At 72.6% G+C, this 11,922-nt stretch carries 10 protein-coding genes; 3 read left to right on the top strand and 7 right to left on the bottom strand.

Annotated features, from left to right (window positions below):
• Positions 1–38 precede the first annotated feature (38 nt).
• The 4 genes from ACQP09_RS07030 to ACQP09_RS07015 form a co-directional block, all read right to left on the bottom strand.
• Positions 39–656: a DUF4126 domain-containing protein gene (locus ACQP09_RS07030; RefSeq protein ID WP_433396818.1), complete on the bottom strand. Its 618-nt coding sequence runs from the start codon at positions 654–656 to the stop codon at positions 39–41.
• A 379-nt stretch (positions 657–1,035) separates the two neighbouring features.
• The gene (locus ACQP09_RS07025; protein WP_093692959.1) at positions 1,036–1,647 is read right to left on the bottom strand and encodes a TetR/AcrR family transcriptional regulator; all 612 of its coding nucleotides are present in this window, start codon (positions 1,645–1,647) and stop codon (positions 1,036–1,038) included.
• Between the two features lie 29 nt (positions 1,648–1,676).
• Positions 1,677–3,773, bottom strand: a complete 2,097-nt coding sequence (locus ACQP09_RS07020) for a YhgE/Pip family protein (RefSeq protein ID WP_433396816.1) — start codon at positions 3,771–3,773, stop codon at positions 1,677–1,679.
• Positions 3,745–4,515, bottom strand: a complete 771-nt coding sequence (locus ACQP09_RS07015) for an ATP-binding cassette domain-containing protein (protein WP_433396814.1) — start codon at positions 4,513–4,515, stop codon at positions 3,745–3,747. The genes ACQP09_RS07020 and ACQP09_RS07015 overlap by 29 nt, the downstream gene beginning before the upstream one ends.
• Before the next feature lie 187 nt (positions 4,516–4,702).
• Here ACQP09_RS07015 and ACQP09_RS07010 point away from each other — a divergent pair, with 187 nt between their 5' ends.
• The 3 genes from ACQP09_RS07010 to ACQP09_RS07000 all read left to right on the top strand — a co-directional run bounded on the left by ACQP09_RS07010 (position 4,703) and on the right by ACQP09_RS07000 (position 6,824).
• Positions 4,703–5,230, top strand: coding sequence for an SAV_6107 family HEPN domain-containing protein (locus tag ACQP09_RS07010; RefSeq protein ID WP_433396812.1), 528 nt, complete (start codon positions 4,703–4,705; stop codon positions 5,228–5,230).
• A gap of 125 nt (positions 5,231–5,355) precedes the next feature.
• Entirely contained in the window at positions 5,356–6,114 is a 759-nt protein-coding gene (locus ACQP09_RS07005; RefSeq protein WP_433396810.1) for a class I SAM-dependent methyltransferase, read from the top strand.
• 302 nt (positions 6,115–6,416) lie between these two features.
• Positions 6,417–6,824, top strand: a complete 408-nt coding sequence (locus ACQP09_RS07000) for a DUF3040 domain-containing protein (RefSeq protein ID WP_432148150.1) — start codon at positions 6,417–6,419, stop codon at positions 6,822–6,824.
• Positions 6,825–7,038: 214 nt separating this feature from the next.
• On the opposite strand, the gene ACQP09_RS06995 is transcribed toward ACQP09_RS07000, so the two are convergent.
• The 3 genes from ACQP09_RS06995 to ACQP09_RS06985 are packed head-to-tail and all read right to left on the bottom strand — an operon-like array spanning position 7,039 to position 11,890.
• Complete coding sequence (locus ACQP09_RS06995; protein ID WP_433396808.1) at positions 7,039–9,459, bottom strand: transglutaminase TgpA family protein; 2,421 nt, start codon at positions 9,457–9,459, stop codon at positions 7,039–7,041.
• Positions 9,456–10,838, bottom strand: a complete 1,383-nt coding sequence (locus ACQP09_RS06990; RefSeq protein ID WP_433396807.1) for a DUF58 domain-containing protein — start codon at positions 10,836–10,838, stop codon at positions 9,456–9,458. The genes ACQP09_RS06995 and ACQP09_RS06990 overlap by 4 nt, the downstream gene beginning before the upstream one ends.
• Positions 10,838–11,890: an AAA family ATPase gene (locus tag ACQP09_RS06985; protein WP_433396805.1), complete on the bottom strand. Its 1,053-nt coding sequence runs from the start codon at positions 11,888–11,890 to the stop codon at positions 10,838–10,840. Before ACQP09_RS06985 ends, ACQP09_RS06990 begins: the two co-directional genes overlap by 1 nt.
• Positions 11,891–11,922: the final 32 nt, after the last annotated feature.

The following is an 11,922-nucleotide window of genomic DNA, read 5'->3' as shown; positions in this document are numbered from 1 at the left end:
CACACCGGCCGGGAGGCCGGGGCCCCACCACGTACAGCTCAGCCGGGAGGCCAGGGCCCTTCCGCGCCGGCCAGGCGTTTCTCCTCGCGGCGCTGGGCCCGGCGGCGCAGGAAGCGGCGGATCCGCGAGGCCAGGAAGATCACTATGACGATCCCGAGGACCAGCAGAACGGCGGCGATGATCGCCGCCGCCACCGGATTGAATATGGCGAACGTGACGACCCCGGCGACCCCGAGGTCCTCGGCGACGCTCATCCCGATGTTGCTGAAGGGCTCCGGCGAGGTGTTGACCGCCATCCGCGTGCCGGCCTTCACCAGATGGCTCATCAGCGCCGTCGACCCGCCGATGGCCCCGGCCGCCAGCTCCGGCAGCGACCCGTTCTCCCCGGCGAGCAGCGCGGCGATCACCGCTCCCGCCACCGGACGGATCACCGTGTGCGCGGTGTCCCAGACGGAGTCCACGTACGGGATCTTGTCGGCCACCACCTCGCAGAGGAAGAGCACACCGGCCACGATCAGCACGTCGGTGCGCTGCAACGCGGCGGGCACCTCGTCGGAGACGCCGGTCGCGCCGAAGACGCCGAGCAACAGGACCACCGCATAGGCGTTGATCCCGCTCGCCCAGCCACTTGTGAACACCAGAGGGATTACGGACACGCAGGAGATCGTAACGACCCGGTCCGACAACCGGCTGGGGTCGGGTGCGCAGCTCTGAGTACCCGTACTCAGGGAGCGAGATGAGTAGGTGCGCGGATAGGCCCGGACCTGCGGGGACGGAAGAGTGGTGACCACGGAAGGGGCGCGGCGCCCGGACCGCCGACACGGGGCGGCGGACCGGCGCGGCCCCTGACGGAACGGGGGTGCACGACGTCAGGACCCGGGGGCCACGGGGGACATACGGGGTCACGGGGAACGGGCCCGACGGATGCACGGAAGACGCCGGTCCGGTGGAGTTCGCAGGGGGATGCGAACTGCGCCGGCCGGCGTCCTCGTGTCTCCGGACCCTGAGCTCTCCGTTCGTCCGGGCCCTGCGCCCTCAGTGGCCGCTGACCCGCCCGTGCAGCAGCAGGGACAGCGCCGAGTGGACCTCGTCGATCGACCGCTCCGGCTGGAACGCCTGCCAGTCCAGCGCCGCGACCAGCACCATCCCGACCAGGGCCGCGGCCGTCAGCGGGATGTCGATCTCCTCGCTCAGCTCACCGCTGCGCACCGCCTCGCGCAGCACGTCCTCCACCACCGCGACGGCCTCCTGCCGCACCACCAGCAGCGTGGACTGCCAGGCGCGGTTGGTGCGCCAGAGCTCGGCCACGTACAGCTGGGTGAAGGCCGGGTAGCGGTCGATGAAGGCGAGGCCGGCCCGGATCATCGCGTCCAGCGCCTCGACCCGGGTGCCGCCGCGCTCCTCGGACTCCTCGGCGGCGGCCCGCAGCGAGGCGGTGAGCAGCCCGACGCCGTGCCGGAGCAGCTCCTCGAACAGTTCGGTCTTGCTCTTGAAGTTGTAATAGACCGTGCCCTTGGCGACCCCGGCCCGCTCGGCGATCTCGTCGACGGTGGTCGCCGAGAACCCCTTCTCGGCGATGAGGGTCACCGCCGCCTCGTAGAGCCTCTGCCGGGTGGCCTGGCGGCGCGTGGTGCCACTGCTTTCCATGAGGCCGATTCTCCCAGCTTCCGGCGCGCTCACAGGCTCAGCTCCGGGTGCAGCCGGCTCAGGCTCCACACCTGCTTGCGGCGCGCGGTCCAGGCGGTGAGGGCGAGCGCGCCGACGGTGAAGGCCGCCAGTACCGCGCAGCCCAGCCAGACCGGGCCGAGGGGACCGCCGGTGATGAGCCTGCGGAGCCCCTCGACGACGTATGTCATGGGCAGGTACGGGTGGATCGCGCCGAAGAAGCCGGGGCTGGTCTGGACGGGGTACGTGCCTCCGGCCGAGGTCAGCTGGAGCATCAGGACGACCAGCACCAGGATGCGTCCCGCCGCGCCGAAGCAGGCGTTCAGCCACTGCACGATCGCGCCGAAGCAGCAGGTCACCAGCGCCAGGAAGGCGATCGTCCCGGCCGAGCGCTCCATCTGGAGCCCCAGGCCCCAGTGCAGGACGGCCATCAGGGCGCCGACCTGGAGGATGCCGATCGCGGCGACCGGGAGCCAGCCCGCGAAGGCGATCCGCCAGGCGGAGGCGCCGGTCGAGAGCGCCCGCTTGTTGAGCGGCTGGATGATCATATAAGCGACCATCGCGCCGACCCATAGAGAGAGCGGGATGAAGTACGGGGCGAAACCGGTGCCGTAATTGGGTGCCGCGTGAAGAGACTTGGACGCCAGCTTCACCGGGTCGGCCATGACGTCGGTCCGAGCGTCGCGGTCCTTCTTGTCGTAGTCCGGGATCTTCTCCACGCCGTCGTTGAGTCCCTGGGCGAGCTCGGCCGAGCCGTCGCCGAGCCGGAACAGCCCGCCGTCCAGGTTCTCGGCGCCCGTCTTGAGCTTGCCCATGCCGGTGTCGAGGTCGGCCGAGCCGGTACGGGCGTTGCCGAGGCCGGTGTGCAGGTCCGCCGCGCCCTTGGCGACCTTGTGGGCACCGGTGTTGAGGGCGTTGACGTCCTTGACGGCCTTCTCCAGGTCGGACTGCAGGGTCGGCGCGCGCTGCGCCAGGTTCTCGGCCTGCTTCTGGAAGGCGGCCAGGTGGGTGCTGAGCGTCTTCAGTTCGCCGTTCTGGCTGGTGACCAGCTTGCTCACGTCGGCGGCCGTCGTGGCGGCGTCGGACGCCGTCTCACTGGCCTTCTTCAGCGCCGGGCAGGAGGCCTCGTCGGGCTCGGCGGCCTCCTCGCACCGGGTGCGGTACACCTCGCCGAGTTCGTCGGCGGCGGTGCGGGCGTCGGCTGCCGCCGCCGGGGCGGCGGCCACCAGCTTGCCGAGGTCCTCGCGCGCGGTCTTCGCCCCGTCGGCGGCCAGACTTGCGGCCTCCCCGATGCTCTTCCCGTTCTCCTTGAAGTACGTGAAGAAGGGGCGGGCCTGACCGGCGGCGCCGTTGACCTTGTCGGCCAGCTGCTGGGTGCCGCCGGCCACCTGACGGGCACCGGAGGCGACTTCGCCCGCACCGGTGTTCAGCTTGACGATCCCGTCGGAGAGCCGCTTGCTGCCCGCCTTTGAGTCCTTGAGGCCGTTCGCCAGCTCGTGGGAACCCTTCTTCGCCTTCGATATGCCGCCCTTGAGCTCATCGGCGCCCTTGGCCGCGTCGGCGGTCTTGTCGTGCAGATCGGAGAAGTTGATGAAGATGCGGTCCAGGAAGCCCCGGGAGGCGTTGGTGGAGGCGGCGTTGCGTACCTCGCCGAAGACCGTCTTGGAGATCTGCCCGACGATGTAGTTGTTGGCGTCGTTCGTCCGCACCTGGAGCGCGCCCGTCTCCGGTGAGTCGCCGCCGCTGGAAGCGATCTTCTCGCTGAAGTCGGACGGCATCGTCAGCGAGAGGTAGTACGTCCCGTCCTCGACGCCCTTGTCCGCTTCCGCGGAGCTCACTTCATGCCACGAGAACACCTTGGAGTCGAGCAGCTTGTCGCTGATCTCGTCCCCCGCCTCGACGCGCTTGCCGTCATTGGTGGCCCCCTTGTCGTTGTTGACCAGGGCGACGGGCAGCTTGTCGAGATTCCCGTACGGGTCCCAGAACGAGAACAGGTACAGGGCGCCGTAGAGCAGCGGCAGGAGCAGCAGGGCGACCAGCGCGGCGGCCGGCAGCTTCCCCCTGCGGAACCGCCTCAGCTCAAGCGCGGCCAGCTTCGGCGATCGCATCGGCGCTCTCCTTCTCGGTGGTGGGTGCGGTCGGGATGTCTTCGGCGGCGGGCTCGGTACGGACGACCTGGGCGTCCTGCGGAGCCTCGCTGCACACGGCGAGCACGGTGGTGCCGGACTCGGCCACGGACCGCAGCAGCGCCCAGGCGTCGGCCCGTTCGGCCGGGGCGAGCTTGAGGTCGGCGTCGTCCAGGGCCAGCAGCCGGGGGGTGCCGATCAGGGCCAGAGCGACGGAGAGCCGCAGCGCCTCGATCCGCTCCAGATCCCGTACGGAGGTCCGCTCGGCCTTCGGCAGGGTGGCCGGGTCGAGCCCCGCGGCTTCGAGGGCCGTGTCGATCCGGGCCCGGGCGGTGGCCCGGCGTTCGGCGCGCGGGCGGAGCAGGGTGCGCAGGGAGGACCCGTAACGGCCCTGGAGCAGGGCCCGTTCGCGCAGGTGCTCGGCGACGGTGAAGGCCGGGTCCAGCTCGCTGACGCCCGGCACCGGGCCGAGGGCCGCGATCCTGCGCACGGGCGCCGCCTTGCGGGGCAGTTCGAGGCCGCCGACCCGCGCGCTGCCCTCGGTGGTACGCATACGGCCGGTCAGAGCGAGCAGAAGGCAGGTACGTCCGGAGCCGGAAGGCCCTTCGACGGCGACGAGCGACCCCGGCGGAGCGCTGAACTCCACGCCGCGAAAGGCCCAGCCGCGTGGCCCTTTGAGTCCGAAGTCCTCGGCGCTCACTGCGGCGCCGTGCGGGCTCTCCACAGACCCTCCCCTGATTTCGTCCGTGCTGCGGTCTTTTGAACTGACTGGTCAGTGCAAAAAGTTAGCCCGAACTCGCGCTCGAAGCAAAACGGCAGGTCAGGGAAGGGTTCTGACCGATTGTCAGTGGGGACCGTCACCATGGATACAGATGGCCACGGAGCCGTCACACGACGACAGGAGGTTCGTCATGGCCAGCTCGTCCGCAGCCGCCGCCCCGCGGCGCCGCGCAGGCAGCCCTGCCCCCTCACTGACCGGTCCCGCCGACGATGTGCACCCCGTGCTGCGCCGCACCACGGCACCGCCCGCCGCCCTCGACCTGCTCGCCAAGGCCCGCACCGGCCTGGACGAGGCCGCCGTGCTCCACGAACCGAACGAGCGCTACGCCACCGCCCACCTCGCGGCCCTGCGCACGGCGGCCGCCGTGCTGGCCGCCCGTGGCCGCCCCGAGACGAACAAGCGCCACCGCGACCGCATCCGGAGCGTCTGGGAAGTCCTCCCGGAGATAGCCCCGGAGCTCACCGACTGGAGCGACCTCTTCGCCTCCGGAGCGACCCGCCGGGCCCGCGCCGAGGCGGGCATGCCCGGAGCCGCAGACGACCGGGACGCGGACGGCCTGCTGCACGACGCCGCCCGGTTCCTGCGCCTGGTGGAGCGGCTGCTGGTCCTCCAGCCGGTCCTCCCGCAGCCCAGGCCGGGGAGGCCGGCCACGGGGTGAGACGAGCCGGTGCCGGGTGACCGGGACGGCGGTGCGAGGCAATAGGGTGGTCAACGCTCACATCACCACCCGCACTGTTCACGCTCCGCCGTCCCAGGCGGCACCGTGCCGAGGAGTCATCTGCCGTGTCGGACCAGCTGCGCCCCCGCGCCTCCCTCCGTACCGCCGTGGTCTGGGAGGTCCTGAAGGACGCTCTGGACCGTCAGGTCAAGGCGGCCGGCCGGGACGCCCTGGATGTCCTGGACACCGGCGGCGGCACCGGCAACTTCGCGGTGCCCGCCGCCCGGCTCGGCCACCGCGTCACCGTCGTCGACCCCAGCCCCAACGCGCTCTTCGCGCTGGAGCGCCGCGCCGCCGAGGCCGGGGTCGCCGACCGGGTCCGCGGTGTCCAGGGCGACATCCTCGGCCTCTTCGACGTCGTGGAGCGCGGCGGCTTCGACGCGGTGCTCTGCCACGGCGTCCTGGAGTACGTCGACGAGCCCGCCGAGGGCGTGCGGAACGCGGTGGAGGCCCTGCGCCCCTCCGGCGCCCTCAGCCTGCTCGCCGCGGGGCTGGGCGGGGCCGTGCTGGCCCGCGCGCTGGCCGGTCACTTCACCGAGGCCCGGCGGGCGCTCACCGACCCGGCGGGCCGCTGGGGCGAAGGCGACCCGGTGCCCCGCCGCTTCACCGCCGAGCAGCTCACCGAGCTGGTCTCCGGCGCCGGTCTGGAGGTCGGCGCCGTCCACGGTGTACGGGTCTTCGCCGACCTCGTCCCCGGCGTCCTGGTGGACACCGAGCCCGGCGCCGTGGACGCGCTCCTCAAGCTCGAAGCCGCCGTCGCCGAGCTGCCCGCCTTCCACTCCGTCGCGACCCAGCTGCACGTTCTCGGCGAGAAGCGCGGCTGAACCGACCGCGCGGACCGGCCCCCGGGAGCCTCCGCGAGGGCCGGTACGGGGCTGATCAGCAACGAAGCTGTGAACGGAGTAGGACTCGGGACCCCCGTAGCGGGCAGGAGCCCCGTATGATCGGGTGACACCATCCGGCATGACGGATCGGTCGTCGGGGAATCTACGCCTCAGCAGCCGAGCCGACATAGCGGTCCGGACTGGCTGAACGCTAGAGGGCGGGTTTCACGGGGGCGAATCCCTGCCTATCCTGGAAGGGCCGCATACCGGTCGCCCCCGCGGCCGACGACGAGGAGGATCCCGTGCCGCTCTCGGAGCACGAGCAGCGCATGCTCGAGCAGATGGAGCGAGCGCTGTACGCCGAAGATCCCAAGTTCGCGACAGCGCTCGAGGGAAGCGGGCTGCGTACTTACACCCGTAAAAGGGTCTACCAGGCGGTCGCTGGCTTCCTGGTGGGTATCGCGCTCCTCATGGCCGGAATGGTCGCCCAGCAGATCTGGATCAGCGTGGTGGGGTTCCTCGTCATGCTCGGCTGTGCCGTGCTCGCGGTCACCGGATGGCGCAAGGCGCCGAAGCCCGGTGAACAGCAGCAGGCCACCGCCGCGGACGGCGGGGACGGCGGCTCGCGCCGACGACCCAGACAACGCCGGTCGGTGATGAACCGCATCGAGCAGCGGTGGCAGCGCCGCCGCGACGAGCAGGGCCAGTAAAGAATCTTTCCGGCCCGGCCCCGGCGCAGATGACGGGTCCGGGCCGCGCTCGGCACGACGTACGACACTGATGGGTGAGGGGCGGCCGCATTTCTGCGGCCGCCCCTCAGCCGTTGCCGCATAAATTCTGTGTGACGGGCGGGCAGGCGGGCGGAAGGACAGACGGGGCGGGTCTGGCCAGGACCGCATGGTCCTGGCCAGACCCGCCCCGGCTTCAGCCGTGCTGGCGTGACAGCCGGCGCCACCGGGCCGTCCAGCGGCCGCGCCCCGGACGGTCCGTCCACCGCTGGACGAGCGACGCCCACCGGTCCGAGACCGCCCACGCCACCCGGACGGCCGAGCGCGGTGCCAGCTTCGCCCGCAGCCGTGCGCCCCGGCCGGCGTTGGCCTCCAGCCCGGCCCGTACCGCCAGCGCGTCCTCGGTCAGCCCAGCCGCGAGGCGCGGCTCGGGCGCGTACAGCACCTGCTCCACCGCGCCCGCGATCCGGTGCACGGCCTCGGCCGCCATGGTGTCGAGCCCGCCCAGCCGCACGATCCGGGCCGCCGCCTTCCGGGGCGTCAGCGACTCGTCCGGCGCGATGCCGTAGTCCCAGGCGCAGTCGGTGACCTCCTGCCAGGCCGCCAGAGCCCTGGTCGCCGCGTCCGCCGGCGTACGCCCTCCGGAGCCGAGCCGCCGGTTTCTCGCGCGGGTCCGCCAGAGCAGCGGCAGCAGAGGCAGCAGCAGGACCGCGAGCGCACCGGCACCCACCAGCAGGACCGTGCCGACCGGCGTGCCCCGGTCGGTCGGAGCCGTCGGGCCGGGCGCGGCGGAGACGCCGCACTCACCCTGTCGGCGCATCTGCGGCGAGCAGCTTTCCGGGGCCGACGGGACCGCGGACGGCGCGATGGAGGCATCGGCCGACGGCTGCGCCGGATCGCTCGGACCGCCCGTGGGGGTCTCCGGCAGCGTGTACGACGGTGTGTTGCCGCGGCTCGGGGTGGGCTCGAACCGGGTCCACCCGACGCCTTCGAAGTACAGCTCGGGCCAGGCGTGCGCGTCGCGCAGGCCGACCGAGTACGAGCCGTCGCCCTGAAGGGCGCCCGGAGTGAAGCCCACGGCGACCCGGGCCGGGATGTCCAGGGTCCGGGCCATCGCGGCCATGGAGAAGGAGAAGTGGATGCAGAACCCCTCCTTGTCCCGGAGGAACCGCGCTATCGCCGAGGAGCCCGTCCCGGAGCTGACCGAGGTGCTGTACCGGAAGCCGCCCTCGGAGGCGAACCAGCTCTGGAGCTTCACGGCCCGCTCGTAGGCGTTGGCCGAGCCCTCGGTGATCTCCCGGGCCTGCTCGGCCACCACACCCGGCAGCGAGTCGGGGACCTGCGTGTACTCGTCGAACAGCTTCTGCGGCGGCGGCCCGGCCGCCGCCAGCTGGGCCGCGGTCGGCTCGACGACCAGCGAGGAGACCTCGTACTGCGCGCCGCCGGTGTTCTGCCTCTTGTCGCCGATGAGCGTGCGGCCCTCCGGCTCGTACCGCCAGCGGCCCTCGATCTCCACCTCGCTCGCCGGGTAGGGGAGCGGCAGATAGTCCTGCTGGTACGAGGGTGAGGAGGAGATGTTCGTCCGGATCTCGGTGACGGCGACGTCCCGGCCGAGACCGGTGGGCTGCGGGAGGCGGTCCGGCACGTCCGTCAGCCGGCGGGTCGAGGAGCGCCAGTCGCTGCCGTTGAACTCGTCCAGGGAGAGGATCCGCAGATAGAGGTCGCGCGGGTCCTCGGCGTTCGTGCGGTACGTCATCACCTGCCGGTTCTCCGGCTGGTTGAGGTTGTCCTTGAGCGAGACCAGCGGATTCACCGCGGAGATGGTGCCGCCGCCGCTGCCCTTGCCGTTCCCGCCGCCCCGGCCGCCCAGCAGACCGCTGTCCATGGCGGGCAGGGCCAGCGGGACCACCAGGGCGATGCCGAGGGCCAGCACACCGATGCGCCGCCCGGTACGGACCGGCGCGGAGGCCCCGCCGCCCCGGCCGGAGAGACCGTCCGACAGACCACCCGGGGACCGGTTGGCGCCGCCGAAGACGCGCCCCCACCGGGAGAGCCGGTCGCGGCCCTCGGCCAGCAGGAGCAGCAGATAGCCGCAGGCGGCCAGCAGGAACCAGAGCCAGCCCGTCGTGCCGTCGCCGAGCCCGGCGGCGATCGAGTACAGGGCGAGCAGCGGCAGTCCGGCCGGGGCCGCGCTGCGGAAGGTCACCGCCAGCGCATCCACCGTCAGCCCGATCAGCAGCACCCCGCCGACCATCATCAGCCGGATACCGTCCGTCGTCGGGGCCGGGATGGCGTACGTGCCGATGTCCTCGCCGCCCGCCACCAGCAGCTCACCGAGGCGCGCGAGGGCCTGCGGGCCCGGGACCACGCCGAACAGGGCCTGGTCGCGCGCGAAGACCACGGTCAGCAGCAGCAGGGTCACCAGCGTCTGGGCGGCGATCGTCAGCGACCGGGCCAGCGGAACCCGGCGCGCGAGCGCGCCCACTCCGCTCTGGACCGCGAGCAGCAGCGCCGCCTGCGGGAGCCAGCCGGCCCCTTCCACCAGCGGGATCAGCGCTCCCGACGCCAGGAGTGTCGCCGCAAAGGCGCACAGCGCCAGCCGGGCCCGCCCGCTCATGACCATCCCCCCGGGAAACCTGTCGAACCGCCGTTGCCGGCGGACTGGGTGTCGGTGCGCATCTGGCCCGCCAGCTGCCACAGCGCCGGAAGCTCGGCCCCCGGCGGCACGGGCACCACGATCCAGCCCGCCTCGCGCAGCTGCCGCAGCCGCTCCTCGGTCTGCCCGGGCGGGGGGCCGAGGAGCAGCTCCATGCCGCTGGACCAGCGGGCGCTGTCCAGGACGAAGGCGACCGCCGCACCGGCACGCTGCCGCATCCGGGCCGCGACCGAGGTCTGCTCCTCGTCGAGATCGCCGAAGAACGCGATCAGCAGCCCCTCGTTGCCGCCGCGCAGCACGTCGTGGGCGCGCGAGAGCCCGCCGCCGTCGGAGTGGCCGACGACCGCGAGGGTGTCGAGCATCAGGCCCGCCGAGTCCGCGGACTCCTGGGTCGAGCCCGCGAAACCGTCGGAGCCCTCGCCGGGCACCGCGTTCCCGTCGTCGGTGAGCAGCCGTACGGCGAAGCCGCGCTCCAGCATGTGCACCAGCGCGGAGGCCGCACCCGAGACCGCCCACTCGAACGCCGAGTCGGGTCCGGCGCCCGCGTACCCGACCTGACGGGTGTCCAGCAGCACCGTGCACCGGGCCCGCTGCGGCTGTTCCTCACGGCGGACCATCAGCTCGCCGTAGCGCGCGGTGGAGCGCCAGTGGACCCGGCGCAGGTCGTCGCCGTGGCGGTAGCCGCGCGGAATGATGTCGTCCTCACCGGCCAGCGCGAGCGAGCGCTGCCGCCCGTCCCCGTACCCCGACGCCTCGCCCGCCAGCCGCAGAGCGGGCAGCGGCACCGTGCGCGGGACGACGACGAGGGTGTCGTACGCGCTGAAGGAACGGGTCAGCTCGCACATCCCGAACGGGTCGCTCAGCCGCAGCTGCAACGGGCCCAGCGGATAGCGGCCGCGCAGGTCGGAACGGACCCGGTAGGACACCTCGCGCCGGCCGCCCGCCTCCACCCGGTCCAGCACGAACCGGGGCCGGGGCCCCAGCACGTACGGCACCCGGTCCTGGAGCATCAGCAGCCCCGTGGGCAGCCGGGACACGTTGTCCATGCGCAGGTGCACCCGCGCCTCCGCGCCCGCGGGCACCCGGGACGGCGTCAGCCGCCGGGTCCCCGTCACCCGGTAGCGGGTGCGGTAGAGCACGGTCACGCAGACCAGGGGCAGCACGGCCAGCAGCAGCCCGACGCGCAGCAGGTCGGCCTGGCCCAGGACGTACGCGCAGACGGCGGCGGCCACCCCGGCGGCGAGGAAGGAGCGCCCCCGGGTGGTGAGCCCGCCGAGAGCCGCGCGCAGGCCGCCCTTGCTGGAGCCGTCCTCCACCGCGCCGGGCTCGCCGGCCGCCATCACAGCCGCCGGGTGCCGGGCTGCTGCTGGCCGTAGAGCGGGCGGCCCGGCTCGTGCGCGCCCTGCGCCGGGGGAACGGGGCCGCCTGGCGAGGTCGGGACCGGGGTGCGCTGGACGATCTCCAGCACCACCTGCTCCGCCGTGCGGCGGTTGAGCTGGGCCTGGGCGGTGGGCAGCAGGCGGTGGGCGAGGACGGGCGCGGCCAGGGCCTGGACGTCGTCCGGCAAGGCGTAGTCACGGCCGCTGAGGGCCGCCGAGGCCTTCGCGGCGCGCAGCAGGTGCAGCGTGGCGCGCGGCGACGCGCCGAGTCTGAGGTCGGGGTGGCTGCGGGTGGCCCCGACCAGCTCCACCGCGTACCGCCGGATCGCGTCGGCGACGTGCACCGTACGGACGGCGTCGATCAGCTTCACGATGTCGTGGGCGTGCGCCACCGGCTGGAGGTCGTCCAGCGGGGAGACGCCGCCGTGCACATCGAGCATCTGCAGCTCGGCCGCCGGGCTCGGATAGCCGATGGAGACCCTGGCCATGAACCGGTCGCGCTGGGCCTCGGGCAGCGGGTAGGTGCCCTCCATCTCCACCGGGTTCTGGGTGGCCACCACCATGAAGGGGTCGGGCAGCTCGTAGGTCTGCCCGTCGATGGTGACCTGGCGCTCCTCCATCGACTCCAGCAGCGCCGACTGCGTCTTCGGCGAGGCCCGGTTGATCTCGTCGCCGATCACGATCTGCGCGAAGATCGCACCGGGCTTGAACTCGAAGTCGCGCCGCTGCTGGTCGAAGATCGACACACCGGTGATGTCGGACGGCAGCAGGTCCGGCGTGAACTGGATGCGGCGCACCGAACAGTCGATGGACCGCGCCAGCGCCTTGGCCAGCATGGTCTTGCCGACCCCGGGGACGTCCTCGATGAGGAGATGCCCCTCCGCGAGCAGCACGGTCAGCGAAAGCCGTACGACCTCAGGCTTGCCCTCGATCACACCCTCCACCGACCTGCGCACCCGCTCCGCTGTGGTGGTCAGATCTGTGAGGCTCGCTCGATCGTCATAGGTCGTCACCCGGCCCTCCTCGGCCTTTCCTGCGCACGGAC

Origin of the sequence: Streptomyces sp. CA-146814, from assembly GCF_050942385.1 — a bacterium.
Lineage (GTDB): Bacteria > Actinomycetota > Actinomycetes > Streptomycetales > Streptomycetaceae > Streptomyces.
Note: the sequence above shows the minus strand (reverse complement) of the source record. Positions and strands in the feature narration are given on the sequence as shown.